The organism is Pseudomonas fluorescens, assembly GCF_003732425.1.
Taxonomy (GTDB): Bacteria; Pseudomonadota; Gammaproteobacteria; order Pseudomonadales; family Pseudomonadaceae; genus Aquipseudomonas; species Aquipseudomonas fluorescens_BE.
Window position 1 is genome coordinate 83,808 of the sequence record NZ_MOBX01000016.1, and the last position, 17,439, is coordinate 101,246.

Here is a 17,439-nt window from a genome sequence, read left to right on the forward strand (position 1 = left end):
ATTGGCCAGCCGCTGTAGAAACATTTTGCATCAATAAACTCAGGAGGCCGTGCGCTGACAGCCACCGTTTCTGCTGGGGAATCGCCCCCCAGAGTTGGGGACGGAATCCAGCGCAAAAAAAAACCGCTGCCCCGAGTAGGAGCAGCGGTTTTTCAAGCGACCGCGTTAAGGCTTAGTAGCCCAGTGCGAAGTCTTCTTCTTTCATGTCCATCAGGTTGTTGGCGCCCGACAGCATGGTGGCCACGTGGGTACGGGTACGTGGCAGGATGCGCTGGAAGTAGAAGCGCGCGGTTTGCAGCTTGGCGGTGTAGAACGCTGCATCGCCGCTGCCTTCTGCCAGCTTCTCGGCTGCTACACGCGCCATGTCGGCCCAGAAGTAAGCCAGGCAGGCATAACCGGAGTACATCAGGTAGTCCACGGAGGCCGCGCCGACTTCTTCGCGATCTTTCATGGCGGCCATACCGACCTTCATGGTCAGCTCGCCCCATTCCTTGTTGATGGCCGCCAGCGGTGCGACGAACTCTTTTACGGCTTCGTTGCCTTCGTTGTTCTGGCAGAACTTGTGGACAATCTTGGTGAAGCCCTTCAGCGCTTCGCCTTGAGTCATCAGCACTTTACGGCCCAGCAGGTCGAGTGCCTGAATACCGGTGGTGCCTTCGTACAGCATCGAAATGCGGCTGTCGCGAACGTTCTGCTCCATGCCCCACTCGGCGATGAAGCCATGGCCGCCGTAGATCTGCACGCCGTGGTTGGCGGATTCGAAACCGACTTCGGTCATGAACGCCTTGGCGATCGGGGTCATGAAGGCCAGCAGTGCGTCGGCTTTCTTTTTCTCTTCTTCATCGACGCCGTATTTGACGATGTCGACCTGTTTGGCGGTGAAATACACCATCGCACGGTTGCCTTCGGCGAACGCCTTCATGGTCAACAGCATGCGGCGTACATCCGGGTGCACGATGATCGGGTCAGCAGCTTTGTCCGGCGCTTTCGGGCCAGTCAGGGAGCGCATTTGCAGACGATCGCGAGCGTATTTCAGGCCGCCCTGGAAACCGATTTCGGCGTGGGCCAGACCTTGCAGCGCGGTACCCAGGCGAGCGGTGTTCATAAAGGTGAACATGCAGTTCAGGCCTTTATTCGCCGGGCCGATCAGGTAACCGGTGGCGCCGTCGAAGTTCATCACGCAGGTGGCGTTGCCGTGGATACCCATCTTGTGTTCCAGCGAACCGCAGCTCACCGCGTTGCGTGCACCGACGGTGCCATCGGCGTTCGGCAGGAACTTTGGAACGATGAACAGCGAGATGCCTTTGGTGCCGGCAGGAGCGTCCGGCAGGCGGGCCAGCACGATGTGGACGATGTTGTCGGCCATGTCGTGTTCACCGGCCGAGATGAAGATCTTGGTGCCGGAGACTTTGTAGGAACCATCAGCCTGAGGTTCGGCCTTGGTGCGCAGCATGCCCAGGTCGGTGCCGCAGTGCGGCTCGGTCAGGCACATGGTGCCGGTCCATTCACCGGAAACCAGTTTGGTCAGATAGGCTTCTTGCTGCTCAGGGGTGCCGTGCTCGGAGATGGTGTTCATCGCGCCGTGCGACAGGCCTGGGTACATGCCCCACGACCAGTTGGCTTCGCCAACCATTTCGCTCACTGCCAGACCCAGCGATTCAGGCAAGCCTTGGCCGCCGTGCTCAACGTCGTGAGCCAGGCTTGGCCAGCCACCTTCGACGAATTGCTTGTACGCCTCTTTGAAGCCAGTCGGAGTTTTCACGCCGGACTCGCTCCAGGTGCAACCTTCGAGGTCGCCCACTCGGTTCAGCGGTGCCAGTACCTGCTCACAAAACTTGGCGCCTTCTTCGAGAATGGCGTCAACCATGTCCGGAGTTGCGTCTGCGCAAGCCGGAAGGCTCTGATAGTGCGCTTCGTAGCCGAGCAGTTCGTCACGAACGAAGCGAATATCACGCAAGGGGGCCTTGTAGTCAGGCATAGCGATAAACCTCTGCTGATGTAACCGGGAATGAACGACCGTGTTGATTTGTTGTGACGGTCAAACAGTTGTTTGAAACATACGTTTACGCCGAAATCTTGTCAAGCGTCGATCTTTTGCCGTTCGTCATCGCATCTTGAAAACGTCGGACACAGCAAACCGCCATGCGCTCGATCGAGTCACGGGTGCTGAAAAAAGATTAGTTGAGGGAGAAGGACTTACAACGAAAAACGCCGCGACAAAGCGCGGCGTTGAGGATGCAGACGGCGAAAAATCAGGCGAAGGTGTCGATGATCGTACCGAGCATTTCGTCGGAAGCTTTGGCGACTTTCACGCCCAGCTCCACTTGAAATTTGCCTTGGGCCATTTGGACCATGTCGCTGCCCAGATCCATTTGCTGGCTGCGGTCAACGCCGCGCAGACGATCAACCTGCGCTTCCGAAGATTGGCTGGTGACCGAACGCTCAATGGTGTTGTTGGCAATCTGGCTGGCGGCCTGATCGACGCGGTTCTGCCCGCTCTGAATCGAGCTCAGACCTGCATAAAAAGCTGTGTTACCGGAGATTTCCATAGCAGTTCTCATCCTTGGGAAGGATCAATGGCGCCATTGAACCAGAGGCGTCAGAAAAACACCCGTCAAAAACACTAATGGCACAGTGCCTGCCCATAGAGAAAAGCTTAGTCGAGCAGATCCAGTTGTAAATGATCCGCCACGGTTTCTGCGCTCACGCTCTTGAGTTTCGGCACGCGCCCCAGGCACGGCGCCGGAATTCGCTCGGCTAACGTGGCGAGGTTCTCCTCCAGCCGTGAAGTCTTCGGATCGATGATATTGGCCACCCACCCGGCCAGTTGCAGCCCATCACGGGCAATCGCCTCGGCCGTCAGCAAGGCATGACTGATGCACCCCAGCCGCACACCCACCACCAGAATTACTGGCAGATTCAGCGCAATCGCCAGATCCGACAGATTGTCCTGATCCGCCAACGGCACGCGCCAGCCACCCGCGCCTTCGATCAAGGTGAAATCGGCATTCATCGCCAGAATCTCACGCATCGGCGCCAGCAACGATTGCACGGTCAGCGCCACACCCGCTTCACGCGCCGCCAGATGTGGGGCAATCGCCGGCTCGAACGCCACCGGATTGACCTGTTGATAACTCAGCGGCAACGAACATTCGGCCAACAGCGCCAGCGCATCGGCATTGCGCAACCCCTTGGGCGTGACGTCGCACCCGGACGCCACCGGTTTGCCCGCCGCCGTACTCAGCCCCGCCGAACGTGCCGCATGCAGCAGCCCGGCGGCAACTGTGGTCTTGCCGACATCGGTGTCCGTTCCGGTGATGAAATAGGCTGCGCTCATACGGGTTTCTCCAACACGGCGTAGACCACCTGATAAGTCGCCGGCAACCCCGACGCCTCACGGAACTGTTCGTAAGCTTCGACCAACCCGAGAATCCGCGCACGTCCGGTCAAACCACCCGGCCGCCCCGGATTCAAATTGTGCGCGCCCAAGGCTTTCAGCTCATGGGTCAGGCTGCGGACATCCGGGTAATGCAACACGTGGGGCTGTGTCTCCAGACTCAGCGTGCGCAAGCCACTGGTGGCGCACAATTGCTCATAGCGGGCGAACTCGCGGAAGCGGTTGACGTGCACCAGCCCGTCGACCTGCCGCCAGCTGTCGCGCAACTCAAACAACGTCCCTACACAAAGACTAGCAAACGCAAAGATTCCGCCCGGTTTCAGCACCCGAAAGGCTTCGCTGAGCACCGCATCGAAGTCCGCGCACCACTGCACGGCGAGGCTGGAGAAAATCAGGTCGCAGGTCGAATCCTGCAACGGCAGCCGCTCCGCATCACCGGCAATAAAATGTTCAGCGCCGCCCAGTGGCCGTGCGTGCTTGAGCATGCCCTCGGCAATGTCCAGCGCCAGACCGTGGCCCTCGGCAAAACGCGCGGCCAGTGCCCGGGTGAAATAACCGGTGCCGCACCCCAGATCCAGCCAACGCGCAGGCACGCATTTCGGCGGCAAGCGCTGAATCAACTGTGTACCGACATCACGTTGCAACTCGGCGACGCTGTCATAACTGGCCGCCGCGCGGGAGAAAGAGGCCGCGACCTGACGTTTGTCGGGCAAGCCGCCAGGCAGCACTAGAGACAAATCAGTCATCACCGCACTCATGGAGAAAAGCCTGGATAGCGCCCGCCAGTCCGTGGGGGTCTTCCAGAAGAAAGGCATGGCTGGCCTGTTCGATCAGGCCAATTTCGATATCCGGCAACAGGGCGAACAACGCCCCGGCCGCTTCCGCCGGGACCAGAGCGTCCTGTCCGGCGAACAGATGAAATTGCGGGCCGCGAAAGGCTTGCAGCGCTTCCCGGGTGTCCAGTTGCGCGAGCAGTTCCAGTCCCGCCATCAATGCAGCCGGCGCGGTATGAGGTGCGCCGCCGAGAATCATCCGCGACAAGCCGCGCGCATCTTGTGCGCCTTGAGCACAGAGCAGCGAGAAGCGTTTGAGAGTCAGCCGGGGATCGGCCTGACAACCGGCGAGAAATGCATCGAAGGTCTCGCCCGGCATCGCGTTCGGCCACTGCTCATGGGCAACGAAGGAAGGATTGCTCGCCAGTGTCAGCAAACCGCAGCAACGCTCGCCACGCCGGGCCGCCAATTCGGACGCGAGCATGCCGCCCAGCGACCAGCCACCCAGCCAGACGTCCTGAGGAATACGTTCATCGAGTTCATCGAGCCAGTCTTGCAGGTCACTGGAATCCAGCTCCGGCAGCGGCTCGATTTCCACGTTGAGATGCTCGTCGAGGCCCTGCAAAGCGGCGGCCAGAGGCTCCATCGGCGACACGCCGAGGCCCCAGCCGGGCAGCAGAATCAGGCGATTACGCATGGCTTGGCTCCGACGACAGTTGGGCAAAGCAATCGGCCAGTCCCTCTAACAATAGCTGCACCTGCGCCTCGCTGTGGGCGGCGGTCAGGGTCACGCGCAAACGAGCACTGCCGGCAGGCACGGTCGGCGGACGAATCGCGGTGACCATCAGTCCGCGCTCGCGCAACATCTGCGACAACCGCACCGCGCGCCCGGCATCGCCGATCATGATCGGCTGGATCGGCGTGAAGCTGTCCATCAGCTCCAGACCGATCTGCTCGGCGCCCTGGCGGAATTGGCGAATCAAGGTCTGCAGATGTTCCCGGCGCCAGTGTTCAGTGCGCAACAACTCCAGACTTTTCAGGGTCGCGCAAGCCAGCGCCGGGGGCTGGCTGGTGGTGTAGATGTACGGGCGGGCGAACTGGATCAGGCTTTCGATCAGCTCCTCGCTGCCGGCGACAAATGCCCCCGCCGTACCAAAGGCTTTGCCAAGCGTCCCGACCAGCACCGGCACGTCTTCCTGACTCAACCCAAAATGCTCGACGATGCCACCGCCGTTCGCACCGAGCGGCCCGAAACCGTGAGCATCATCGACCATCAACCACGCGCCTTTGGCCTTGGCTTCACGGGCCAATGTCGGCAGGTCAGCGAGATCGCCATCCATGCTGAACACGCCGTCGGTGACCACCAGCGTGTTGCCGGTGGCTTTTTCCAGACGTTTGGCCAGGCTCTCGGCGTCGTTGTGCAGATAGCGATTGAAACGCGCGCCGGACAACAGCCCCGCGTCGAGCAACGAAGCGTGGTTGAGGCGATCTTCCAGCACCGTATCGCCCTGCCCGACCAGCGCCGTGACCGCGCCGAGGTTGGCCATGTAGCCGGTGGTGAACAGCAGCGCACGCGGGCGCCCGGTGAGATCGGCCAGCGCTTCTTCCAGTGCGTGATGCGGACCGCTGTGGCCGATCACCAGGTGCGAGGCGCCACCGCCAACGCCCCAGCGCTCAGCGCCGGCGCGCCAGGCTTCGATCACTTGCGGGTGATTGGCCAGACCGAGGTAATCGTTATTGCAAAAGGCGAGCAACGGTTGGCCGTCGACCACCACTTGCGGCCCCTGCGGGGATTCGAGCAGCGGCCGCTGGCGATAGAGGTTTTCGGCACGACGGGCAGCAAGGCGTGCGGCGAGATCGAAAGACATGCAGGCCTCGATGTTCAAGTGACACAGATTCCCTGTAGGAGCGAGCCTGCTCGCGAAGAGGCCTTTACATCCAACATCAATGTCGAATGAGGCACCGCTTTCGCGAGCAGGCTCGCTCCCACAGGGGTTTTGCATTCCTTCAGAGGAATCCGCGCAGTTTTTTACACCGCGGCGTTATAGAACTGCTCGCTGCTCTTCTGCTCCACCAGCGCCTGCTCGATCGCGGCCTGATGCACCTCATCGGAATGCTCTTCACGGGCCTCCGGTTGAATGCCCAGACGCGCGAACAGCTGCATGTCCTTGTCAGCCTGCGGGTTGGCGGTGGTCAGCAGTTTGTCGCCGTAGAAAATCGAGTTGGCGCCGGCGAAAAATGCCAAGGCCTGCATCTGCTCGTTCATCGCTTCGCGGCCGGCGGACAGGCGCACGTGGGATTGCGGCATGAGAATGCGCGCCACGGCAAGCATGCGGATAAAGTCGAACGGGGCGACGTCTTCGGCGTTTTCCAGTGGCGTGCCAGCGACTTTCACCAGCATGTTGATCGGCACCGATTCCGGATGCTCAGGCAGGTTGGCCAACTGGATCAGCAGATTGGCGCGGTCATCCAGCGACTCGCCCATGCCGAGAATGCCGCCGGAGCAGATCTTCATCCCCGATTCACGCACATAGGCCAGCGTTTGCAGACGTTCGCTGTAAGTACGGGTGGTGATGATGCTGCCGTAGAACTCCGGCGACGTGTCGAGGTTGTGGTTGTAGTAATCGAGGCCGGCCTTGGCCAGTGCTTCGGTCTGATCCTGATCGAGGCGACCGAGGGTCATACAGGTTTCCAGGCCCATGGCTTTCACGCCTTCGACCATTTTCAGCACGTACGGCATGTCTTTGGCCGACGGGTGTTTCCACGCCGCGCCCATGCAGAAACGTGTCGAGCCGATGGCCTTGGCACGTGCCGCCTCTTCGAGGACCTTCTGCACTTCCATCAGCTTTTCTTTTTCCAGACCGGTGTTGTAGTGACCGGACTGCGGGCAGTACTTGCAGTCTTCCGGGCAGGCGCCGGTCTTGATCGACAGCAGGGTCGAAACCTGCACGCGGTTGGCGTTGAAATGTGCGCGGTGCACCGTTTGCGCCTGGAACAGCAAGTCGTTGAATGGCTGTACGAAGAGTGCTTTGACTTCGGCCAGAGACCAGTCGTGACGCAGGGTGGCAGTGGTGCTCGCGCTCATGGGTAGTTCCTTGGTTATGCTTGGCTGGCGGCTGCGGGAGAGGAATACCCACAGGCGCGACACGGATGTTCGGCATATTTAAGGAAGAGTCATGCGCTGTCAACCACGATACGAAGGACAGGTTTACATCTGTTTAAATAATGTACAGCACTGCCTACTTTGCGATGAGCTGGCGGAAGCAGAAATGCCAATCTGCGTGGCCTGCGAAACTGATTTGCCTTGGCTCGGTGACCACTGCGAGACCTGCGCCCTGCCACTCCCCGCCGCGGGCCTGATCTGTGACGAGTGCCTGCTAGAGCCGCCGGCGTTCGAGCAAGTGGTGGCGCCCTGGCAATATGGCTTCCCGGTCGACAGTTTGATTACGCGCTTTAAACACAACGCAAAATGGCCGTTTGGCCACCTGCTCGCCGACGTTCTCGGGCAATACCTGCAACATCGCTTCGACGAGGGTTTGCCAAGGCCTGATGGGTTGTTGCCGGTGCCGCTGGCGAACAAGCGCTTGCGTCAACGCGGGTTCAACCAGGCCGCTATGTTGGCGCGCTGGTTGAGTCAGTCGCTGGGACTGCCCTGCGAAGAACAGTTTTTGCGACGTACCAAGGATACCGACGCCCAGCAGGCTCTCGACGCCAAGGCGCGTAAAGGTAATCTGCGCACCGCCTTCAGCCTGACACCCGATTCCGCTGTGAAAGGCCGGCATCTGGCGCTGATCGATGATGTGCTGACGACTGGCGCTACCGCACAGGCCCTCGCCCGGTTGCTGATGAACGCCGGAGCGGCACGGGTTGATGTCTATTGTCTGGCCCGCACGCCAAAACCCGGAACCTGAAGCCAACACAATCCCCATGTGGGAGCGAGCCTGCTCGCGAAGAGGCCAGCACATTCAACACTAATGTCGGCAGACACTGCGCTTTCGCGAGCAGGCTCGCTCCCACAGGGTTCTGCGTCAGGCTTGACTCTCCCGTTGCAAGCGGCCAACTTCCCCCTCACCGCCACAGCAAAAAAGCACCCATCCATGTCCATGCCTTCCCTGCTCTCCCAGCACATCGTCCGCCGACCGCAGCGCATCGCCTTGCTGCAACACATCGCCGAACAGGGCTCGATCACCCGCGCGGCGAAAAGCGCAGGCCTGAGCTACAAAGCGGCGTGGGACGCCATCGATGAGTTGAACAACCTGGCGCAAAAACCATTGGTCGAACGCGCCGTCGGTGGCAAGGGCGGCGGCGGCGCGAAACTCTCCAGCGAAGGCGAGCGGGTTTTGCGCCTGTACCAAAAGCTGCAGGCCTTGCAGGCGCAGGTGCTGGAAGCGGCGGAAGACGCCAGCGATCTGGATCTGCTCGGTCGCTTGATGCTCAGAACCAGCGCGCGCAATCAGTTGCACGGCAAAGTCGTGGCGATTGAAGCGCAGGGCCGCAATGACCTGATCCGCCTCGAACTGGCCGAAGGGCTGTGCCTCGACGCGCAGATCACCCACGACAGCACCGTGCACCTGGAGCTGCAAGCCGGCACCGAAGTGGTGGCGCTGATCAAGGCCGGCTGGCTGGAATTGCTGAGCACCGAACAATCTGTAACGTCTGGTCACAATCTTCTCAAAGGCGTCATCGAAGCGATTCTTGATGCCGAGGATGGTCCGAGCGAAGTGCGCGTTGCCCTGCCCAATGGCCATACCCTCTGCGCCCTGGCGGAACCGCTGGACCTGCGCACTCGCGGGTTGAGCGTCGCACAACCGGTGCAGGTGCAGTTTTCGCCGTCCAATGTGCTGATCGGCACGCCGCTGTAATCAGGCGCTGCAACGAAAGCGTCATCGACGCTCATTAAGGTGGCTGCCAAAACCTAGCAGGGAGCCTGATGTGAGCCTATTAGAAGAAAACCAATCCACTGATCTGGAAAAAATGGTCGGCCTCAGCCGTCGCGGTTTCATCGGCGCCGGTGCGCTGTGTGGCGCCGCGATGTTCCTCGGCGGCAGCCTGTTGAGCCGCAGCGCGCTGGCCACTGGCGTCAGCGCCGGCAACAGCCGTCTGCTCGGTTTCGAGAGTATTCCGGCGGCGACCACTGACGTAATCAGCCTGCCCAAAGGCTACAAGTCTTCGGTGCTGATCAGTTGGGGCCAGCCACTGCACAAGAACGGCCCGGCCTTCGACCCGAGCGGCAACGGCACCGCCGCCGCCCAGGAAGTGCAGTTCGGCGACAACAACGACGGCATGAGCCTGTTCGCCTTCCCCGACGACCGCAACCGCGCGTTGATGGCGATCAACAACGAATACACCAACTACCGCTACCTCTACCCGCACGGCGGCATGCCGCAATCGGCCGAAGATGTGCGCAAGGCGCTGGCCTGCGAAGGCGTGTCGGTGATTGAAGTGCAGCGCAAGAACGGTCAGTGGCAGTTTGTTCAGGGCTCACGCTACAACCGGCGCATTCACGGCAACTCGCCGCTGCGCATCAGCGGCCCGGCGGCCGGTCATGATCTGATGAAAACGGCGGCCGACAAACACGGCAAGAAAGTCCTCGGCACCTTCCAGAACTGCGCCAACGGCAAAACGCCGTGGGGCACTTACTTGACCTGCGAAGAAAACTTCACCGACTGCTTCGGCAGCAGCAATGCCCAGCAGCCGTTCGACCCGGCGCAAAAGCGCTACGGCGTCTCGGTCGCCAGCCGCGAGATCAACTGGCACCCGTACGACCCGCGCTTCGACATGGCGAAGAACCCCAACGAACTCAACCGTCACGGCTGGGTGGTCGAGATCGATCCGTTCGATCCGCAATCGACCCCGGTCAAACGCACGGCGCTGGGCCGTTTCAAGCATGAGAACGCCGCACTGGCCGAGACCGACGACGGGCGCGCCGTGGTGTACATGGGCGACGACGAGCGTGGCGAGTTCATCTATAAATTCGTCAGCCGCGACCGCATCAACCATCGCAACGCCAAGGCCAACCGCGACATCCTCGATCACGGCACCTTGTACGTAGCCAAATTCGATGCCGGCGACGGCAATCCCGATCACCCGAAAGGTCAGGGCCAGTGGATCGAACTGACCCACGGCAAGAACGGCATCGACGCCAGCAGCGGTTTCGCCGATCAGGCCGAAGTGTTGATCCATGCGCGCCTCGCCGCCAGCGTGGTTGGCGCAACGCGCATGGACCGTCCGGAATGGATCGTCGTCAGTCCGAAGGACGGCCAGGTCTATTGCACGCTGACCAACAACGCCAAGCGCGGCGAAGACGGACAGCCGGTGGGCGGGCCGAACCCGCGCGAGAAAAACGTCTACGGACAGATCCTGCGCTGGCGCACCGACCGTGACGATCACGCGTCGAAGACGTTTGCCTGGGATCTGTTTGTGGTCGCCGGCAATCCGGGCGTGCATGCCGGGACGCCGAAGGGTGGCTCATCGAATATCACCCCGCAGAACATGTTCAACAGCCCGGATGGTTTGGGCTTCGACAAGGCCGGGCGCTTGTGGATTCTCACTGACGGTGATTCGAGCAACGCCGGCGACTTTGCCGGGATGGGCAACAACCAGATGCTTTGCGCCGATCCCAAGACCGGTGAGATCCGCCGCTTCATGGTCGGGCCGATTGGTTGTGAAGTGACGGGGATCAGCTTCTCGCCGGATCAGAAAACCCTGTTTGTCGGGATTCAGCATCCGGGGGAGAACGGTGGTTCGACCTTCCCTGAGCATTTGCCGAATGGCAAGCCGCGGTCGTCGGTGATGGCGATTACCCGTGAGGACGGTGGCATCGTCGGCGCCTGATACACAGCCTTCGTCGGAACGCCGCCCGGAGCAGGCTCGCTCCCACAGGGGGATCGCTTTCCTAATGTGGGAGTGAGCCTGCTCGCGATGGCTTCAGCGAAGACACCAACCACCTCCCCCGCTGCCATCTGCGCTACCATGCTGGGCCGGACGCGGCAGCCTGCTGCGCGCAGGAGTCAGCATGGCCCACCCGTTTGAAACCCTCACCCCCGACCTCGTGCTCGATGCCGTTGAAAGCATCGGCTTCCTCAGTGATGCGCGCATTCTGGCGCTCAACAGCTACGAAAACCGCGTCTATCAGGTCGGCATCGAAGACTCCGAACCGCTGATCGCCAAGTTCTACCGCCCGCAACGCTGGACCAACGAGGCCATCCTCGAAGAACACCAATTCACCTTTGAACTGGCTGATGTCGAAATCCCGGTGGTGGCGCCGCTGATCCACAACGGCGAAACCCTGCACGAGCATGCAGGTTTCCGCTTCACCTTGTTCCCGCGTCGCGGCGGCCGTGCGCCGGAGCCGGGCAATCTCGATCAGCTGTATCGCCTCGGTCAATTGCTCGGGCGGATTCACGCGGTCGGCGCGACCAAACCGTTCGAACACCGCGAAGCCCTCGCCGTGCAGAACTTCGGCCACGCCTCGCTGAACACCTTGCTCGAAGGCAACTTCATTCCGAAAAGCCTGCTGCCGGCCTACGAGTCAGTCGCCCGCGACCTGCTCAAACGCGTGGAAGATGCCTACGCCAACACCCCGCACCAGAACATTCGCATGCACGGCGATTGCCACCCCGGCAACATGATGTGCCGCGACGAGATGTTCCACATCGTCGACCTCGACGACTGCCGGATGGGCCCGGCGGTGCAGGACATCTGGATGATGCTCGCCGGTGATCGTCAGGAATGCCTGGGGCAGTTGTCGGAATTGATGGACGGCTACAACGAGTTCCACGACTTCGACCCGCGCGAACTGGCGCTGATCGAACCGCTGCGCGCCTTGCGCCTGATGCACTACAGCGCCTGGCTCGCGCGGCGCTGGGACGACCCGGCATTCCCACACAGCTTTCCGTGGTTCGGCACCGAGCGTTATTGGGGCGATCAGGTGTTGGCGTTGCGTGAGCAGCTATCAGCGCTTAACGAAGAACCTTTGAAGTTGTTCTGAATTAAAGATCAAAAGATCGCAGCCTTCGGCAGCTCCTACATGGATCGCATTCCCCTGTAGGAGCTGCCGAAGGCTGCGATCTTTTCGCTTTCTGACACGACACATCTATACAACCTCCTTACAATCCCTCCTTTGTTAGCTGCCTAAGCAAGGATTCTGCATGCAAGCCGCCAACCCGCGTCGCGGGTACATTCTGGGCCTGAGTGCCTACATCATCTGGGGCCTGTTCCCGATCTACTTCAAAGCCATCGCCGAAGTGCCGGCCGTCGAAATCATCATCCATCGGGTGCTGTGGTCGGCGCTGTTCGGTGCGCTGTTGCTGATGGTGTGGAAACACCCGGGCTGGTTGCGCGAATTGCTCGATAACCCCAAACGCCTGGCGATTCTGGCACTGAGCGGCACATTGATCGCGGCCAACTGGTTGACCTACGTATGGTCGGTGAATAACGGACGCATGCTGGAGGCGAGCCTCGGTTACTACATCAACCCGTTGGTAAACGTGCTGTTGGGGATGTTGATTCTCGGCGAACGCCTGCGCCGCATGCAGTGGCTCGCGGTCGGCCTGGCGGCGGTTGGCGTGGCGCAGCAGGTGTGGCAGGTCGGCAGTCTGCCGTGGGTGTCGCTGGTGCTGGCGCTGACGTTCGGCTTCTACGGCTTGATCCGCAAGCAGGCGCCAGTCAAGGCATTGCCGGGGCTGGTGGTGGAAACCTGGATGCTGGTTCCAATTGCTATCGCCTGGCTGCTGTTCAATCAGACCGCAACCAGCGCACAACCGGAATTCTGGACGACATCACAAGCCTGGTGGCTGGTCGCGGCCGGCCCGGTGACTTTGGTGCCGCTGGTGTGCTTTAACGCCGCCACCCGACACCTGCCCTACACCACCATCGGTTTTCTACAATACATCGCACCGACGTTGGTGTTGTTGCAGGCGGTGCTGCTGTTTGGCGAGCATTTGTCGTCCAGCACCCTGATCGCGTTCATGTTTATCTGGGCCGGTCTGGCTGTTTACAGCGTCGATGCGGTGATCAGTTTGCGCCGCCGCGCCTGATCAAAAAACGTACAAACCGCCGCAAGCCACGGTTCTCGTGGCCTGCATCGTTCCTTCCCAAGGTTATCCACAGCGTGATCCCCGCCGTTTGTGTGCAAGTCACTGAATACTGGCGATTTTTTGATCAGTTCCGCGCAAGCCCCGGCCGGCTTGACGCTGCGCCCGGTCTCTACAGGTTATCCACAGGCAGGTGCACGTTAAAACTGGATAACCCGGTCAGCGCTTAAACGTCTGTGCGTAACACCAGTTCAACCATCAGATCATCGGCCAGGGTTTCCAGCCGCGACTGCAATACATCCAGCGACAGGGTCAGCGGCACCGCGAGAATCGCTTCGGCGTGGAACAACGGCTCGCTGCTCATCGGTGCCGGACGCACTTCCGTCACCAACCGCTCAAGGTTAACGCCCTGTTCGCTCAACAGCCGGGTGATGTCGCGGACGATGCCGGGCCGATCGTTGCCGACCAATTCCATGGCAATCGGTTTCCAGGTGCAGGACTGCTCGATGCCGCTCTCGGCAATCAGCACGCGGATGCCGTGAGCCGACAGCGCTTGTAGGGCATCGACTAATTCGTCGTAAGCCTCTGCCGGCACCCCCACTCGAAGAATCCCGGCGAACTGCCCGGCCATCCGCGACATGCGGCTTTCCAGCCAGTTACCGCCGTGTTCGGCGATGCATTGGGCGATGCGCTCGACCTGCCCGGGCTTGTCCGGGGCGAATACGGTGAGTACGAGGTGGTCCATGGCGCAGCCCTCTTGTCATGACTTTTGTTGTAGAAGAGCAAGTATAGGCAAGGCACAGTCAGCCGCCTCAGACGCCCGAAACGACAAATCGTGTACAACTTTTTATATTTAACTGGAACAATCTATCTATTTTTTGAGAACATCCCGTTCCGCGACGTGACCGCAATGCGACATGAGGTCGCAGAACGACGTAATTAGTCTGATTTTCACAAGCGCAACTCATCATGTAGTATGCCGCAGCGCGCACTACATAACGCTGGATCGATGTCTGCCCAAGGCCTGTTCGCAACCCTGAAAGCCCCGTCAGCAAGGCCCCAAGCCGTTGATTGGTCCCAGCCCAGCCGCCAGCAATGGCATGTACTGGTCGGCAGGTTTGTGGTTTAAATGGCCAGAGGCTTCATTGTCAAATTGAAGAGCTGAAAAGCGAAATAGCTGAGCAGAGTGAGGCAAGCAATGACTGAACACGTTCAAGTCGGTGGCCTGCAGGTCGCCAAAGTCCTGTTCGACTTCGTGAACAACGAAGCCATTCCCGGTACCGGCCTCACCGCCGAAAAATTCTGGGAAGGTGCCGACAAGGTCATTCACGACCTGGCACCGAAGAACAAAGCCCTACTCGCCAAACGCGATGACTTCCAGGCTCGCATTGATGCCTGGCATCAGGAACGCGCCGGTCAGGCGCACGACGCCGTAGCCTACAAAGCGTTCCTGCAGGAAATCGGTTATCTGCTGCCAGAAGCGGCTGATTTCCAGGCAACGACGCAAAACGTCGATGATGAAATCGCCCGTACCGCCGGCCCGCAACTCGTGGTGCCGGTGATGAACGCCCGCTTCGCTCTCAATGCCTCGAACGCCCGCTGGGGTTCGCTGTATGACGCCCTCTACGGCACCGACGCGATCAGCGAAGACGGTGGCGCGGAAAAAGGCAAAGGCTACAACAAGGTGCGTGGCGACAAAGTCATCGCCTTCGCTCGTGCCTTCCTCGACGAAGCCGCGCCATTGGCTGCTGGCTCCCACGTTGATTCGACCGCTTACAAAATCGCTGACGGCAAACTCGTGGTCACCCTTAAGGGCGGCAGCAACAGTGGCCTGCGCGATGATGCGCAACTGATCGGTTTTCAGGGCGACGCCAACGCGCCTATCGCGATTCTGTTGAAACACAACGGCCTGCATTTCGAAATCCAGGTCGACGCCAGCACCCCGGTCGGCCAGACCGACGCCGCCGGCGTCAAAGACATCCTGATGGAAGCGGCCCTGACTACCATCATGGACTGCGAAGACTCCGTGGCCGCCGTCGATGCCGACGACAAAGTGGTGATCTACCGCAACTGGCTCGGCCTGATGAAAGGCGACCTGGCGGAATCCGTGTCCAAGGGTGGCCAGACCTTCACCCGCACCATGAACCCGGATCGCACCTACACCGCGCCGAATGGCGGTGAAGTGACTCTGCATGGCCGTTCGCTGTTGTTCGTGCGCAACGTTGGCCATCTGATGACCATCGATGCGATCCTCGACAGTCAAGGCAACGAAGTGCCGGAAGGCATTCTTGACGGTCTGGTCACTTGCCTGGCGGCGATGCACAACCTCAACGGCAACACCTCGCGTCGTAACACCCGCACCGGCTCGGTCTACATCGTTAAACCGAAGATGCACGGCCCGGAAGAAGCGGCGTTCACCAACGAGCTGTTCGGCCGTATCGAAGACGTGCTGGGCCTTGCGCGCAACACGCTGAAAGTCGGGATCATGGACGAGGAGCGCCGCACCACGGTCAACCTCAAGGCCTGCATCAAGGCGGCCAGCGAGCGCGTGGTGTTCATCAACACCGGTTTCCTCGACCGCACCGGCGACGAAATCCACACCTCCATGGAGGCCGGCCCGGTGGTACGCAAGGCCGACATGAAGGCTGAAAAGTGGATCGGCGCTTACGAAAACTGGAACGTCGATATCGGTCTGAGCACTGGCCTGCAAGGTCGCGCCCAAATCGGCAAAGGCATGTGGGCCATGCCTGACCTGATGGCCGCGATGCTTGAGCAGAAAATCGCGCACCCGTTGGCCGGCGCCAACACCGCTTGGGTGCCGTCGCCAACGGCTGCTGCGCTGCACGCGCTGCACTACCACAAGGTTGATGTGTTCGCCCGTCAGGCCGAACTGGCCAAACGTGCTCGTGCTTCGGTGGACGACATCCTGACCATCCCGCTGGCGGTCAACCCGAACTGGACGCCGGAGCAGATCAAGAACGAACTGGACAACAACGCCCAGGGCATTCTCGGTTATGTGGTGCGCTGGATCGACCAGGGTGTGGGTTGCTCGAAAGTGCCGGACATCAATGACGTCGGCCTGATGGAAGACCGTGCCACGCTGCGTATCTCCAGCCAGCACATCGCCAACTGGCTGCGCCACGGTGTGGTCACCGAAGCGCAAGTGATGGAAAGCCTCAAGCGCATGGCGCCGGTGGTGGATCGTCAGAACGCCAACGACCCGCTGTACCGGCCGCTGGCACCGGACTTCGACAGCAACATCGCCTTCCAGGCGGCGGTCGAACTGGTGATCGAAGGCACCAAACAGCCGAACGGCTACACCGAGCCGGTGCTGCACCGTCGTCGTCGCGAGTTCAAGGCCGCAAATGGTCTGTAATTTGCGCTGACGCTGGAAACGAAAAAGGCCCTGATCGAGAGATCAGGGCCTTTTTTTCTAAACGCAAAGTCAAAAGATCGCAGCCTTCGGCAGCTCCTACATGGGATCACCTGTAGGAGCTGCCGAAGGCTGCGATCTTTTGAACCTCAAATATTCAGGGCTCAATGCCCAATTCGTGTTTCACCAACTCAAGCAGCTTCCCCGTATCAATCGGCTTGAGCAAAAAATCCACCACGCTCAAATGCATCGCCGCAATCGCGTCTTTCACATCCGCATCGCCGGAAACAATGATGATCGGCAGCGCCGCCCGCACCGATTCGCGCACCTGCCGAATCAGTTCGAGGCCATCGACATTGCCCATGCGCAGATCGGTAATCACCAGCCCGATGGAAGGTTTTTCCGCGAGCATCTTCAGCGCCGTTTCGCCACTGGCTGCGGTCATGCAATGAATGCCGTCCAATGCGAGTATCTCCGACAACAGCTCCCGGGCATCCTTGTCGTCATCGACGATCAGTACACGCTGCGGCGGCAAGTCGGGTTCGAGCATTACAGCGCTGAGCGCTTCACGCTCGGCGTCGCTCAAAATATCGTGGTCGGACATGGCGTTCTCTACGTTTTCAAATCAATCACCTGGCACAGTCGTCAGACATCGCTAAGCAGAGCTTCAATGTGCACTTCGTCGGATTTTTTTCCAAGAGGCCGGAGGCCGAATTTCCGACTGTTTTTGTAGGGCACTTCCCAAATGTGCCGAACGGCAGCTCAAACCTAGACTTACGTCCAATGGGCACCCCGCCCGCAGGGGTCGACCATGGTCAGAACGATCCGACAACAACAATTCGAAAAAGACTGCGGTAATGG

General features: G+C 60.3%; 15 protein-coding genes. 6 read left to right on the top strand and 9 right to left on the bottom strand.

Annotated elements, in window-relative coordinates:
* Positions 1 to 172 precede the first annotated feature (172 nt).
* The 7 genes from BK670_RS25985 to bioB form a co-directional block, all read right to left on the bottom strand.
* Positions 173 to 1,978, bottom strand: coding sequence for a phenylacyl-CoA dehydrogenase (locus BK670_RS25985; RefSeq protein ID WP_123454076.1), 1,806 nt, complete (start codon positions 1,976 to 1,978; stop codon positions 173 to 175).
* Positions 1,979 to 2,252: 274 nt separating this feature from the next.
* Positions 2,253 to 2,549, bottom strand: coding sequence for a pyrroloquinoline quinone biosynthesis protein PqqE (locus BK670_RS25990; RefSeq protein WP_093429944.1), 297 nt, complete (start codon positions 2,547 to 2,549; stop codon positions 2,253 to 2,255).
* Between the two features lie 107 nt (positions 2,550 to 2,656).
* Positions 2,657 to 3,337, bottom strand: a complete 681-nt coding sequence (gene bioD / locus BK670_RS25995) for a dethiobiotin synthase (RefSeq protein WP_123454078.1) — start codon at positions 3,335 to 3,337, stop codon at positions 2,657 to 2,659.
* Positions 3,334 to 4,143, bottom strand: coding sequence for a malonyl-ACP O-methyltransferase BioC (gene bioC / locus BK670_RS26000; protein WP_123454080.1), 810 nt, complete (start codon positions 4,141 to 4,143; stop codon positions 3,334 to 3,336). The genes bioD and bioC overlap by 4 nt, the downstream gene beginning before the upstream one ends.
* Positions 4,136 to 4,867 carry an alpha/beta fold hydrolase gene (locus BK670_RS26005; protein WP_123454082.1) on the bottom strand — a complete coding sequence of 244 codons (732 nt, stop codon included), beginning with the start codon at positions 4,865 to 4,867 and terminating at the stop codon, positions 4,136 to 4,138. The genes bioC and BK670_RS26005 overlap by 8 nt, the downstream gene beginning before the upstream one ends.
* Entirely contained in the window at positions 4,860 to 6,038 is a 1,179-nt protein-coding gene (gene bioF, locus BK670_RS26010) for an 8-amino-7-oxononanoate synthase (RefSeq protein ID WP_123454084.1), read from the bottom strand. The genes BK670_RS26005 and bioF overlap by 8 nt, the downstream gene beginning before the upstream one ends.
* Before the next feature lie 161 nt (positions 6,039 to 6,199).
* Entirely contained in the window at positions 6,200 to 7,255 is a 1,056-nt protein-coding gene (bioB, locus tag BK670_RS26020) for a biotin synthase BioB (protein ID WP_123454086.1), read from the bottom strand.
* Positions 7,256 to 7,346: 91 nt separating this feature from the next.
* Between bioB and BK670_RS26025 the strand changes: the two genes are divergently transcribed.
* The 5 genes from BK670_RS26025 to rarD all read left to right on the top strand — a co-directional run bounded on the left by BK670_RS26025 (position 7,347) and on the right by rarD (position 13,208).
* Complete coding sequence (locus BK670_RS26025; protein ID WP_123454088.1) at positions 7,347 to 8,081, top strand: ComF family protein; 735 nt, start codon at positions 7,347 to 7,349, stop codon at positions 8,079 to 8,081.
* A gap of 186 nt (positions 8,082 to 8,267) precedes the next feature.
* A complete protein-coding gene (locus BK670_RS26035) occupies positions 8,268 to 9,032 on the top strand; it encodes a TOBE domain-containing protein (protein ID WP_123454092.1) in 765 nt (254 codons plus the stop codon).
* 70 nt (positions 9,033 to 9,102) lie between these two features.
* Entirely contained in the window at positions 9,103 to 11,004 is a 1,902-nt protein-coding gene (locus tag BK670_RS26040; protein ID WP_123454094.1) for a PhoX family protein, read from the top strand.
* Positions 11,005 to 11,185: 181 nt separating this feature from the next.
* Positions 11,186 to 12,160: a serine/threonine protein kinase gene (locus BK670_RS26045; protein ID WP_110720743.1), complete on the top strand. Its 975-nt coding sequence runs from the start codon at positions 11,186 to 11,188 to the stop codon at positions 12,158 to 12,160.
* A gap of 160 nt (positions 12,161 to 12,320) precedes the next feature.
* Positions 12,321 to 13,208, top strand: coding sequence for an EamA family transporter RarD (rarD, locus tag BK670_RS26050; RefSeq protein WP_123454096.1), 888 nt, complete (start codon positions 12,321 to 12,323; stop codon positions 13,206 to 13,208).
* A 223-nt stretch (positions 13,209 to 13,431) separates the two neighbouring features.
* On the opposite strand, the gene BK670_RS26055 is transcribed toward rarD, so the two are convergent.
* Entirely contained in the window at positions 13,432 to 13,950 is a 519-nt protein-coding gene (locus BK670_RS26055) for a glycine cleavage system transcriptional repressor (RefSeq protein WP_123454098.1), read from the bottom strand.
* Between the two features lie 453 nt (positions 13,951 to 14,403).
* Between BK670_RS26055 and BK670_RS26060 the strand changes: the two genes are divergently transcribed.
* Complete coding sequence (locus BK670_RS26060) at positions 14,404 to 16,581, top strand: malate synthase G (RefSeq protein ID WP_123454100.1); 2,178 nt, start codon at positions 14,404 to 14,406, stop codon at positions 16,579 to 16,581.
* Between the two features lie 154 nt (positions 16,582 to 16,735).
* On the opposite strand, the gene BK670_RS26065 is transcribed toward BK670_RS26060, so the two are convergent.
* Positions 16,736 to 17,182 (bottom strand): response regulator, encoded by a 447-nt coding sequence (locus BK670_RS26065; protein WP_123454102.1) that lies wholly within the window; start codon positions 17,180 to 17,182, stop codon positions 16,736 to 16,738.
* Positions 17,183 to 17,439: the final 257 nt, after the last annotated feature.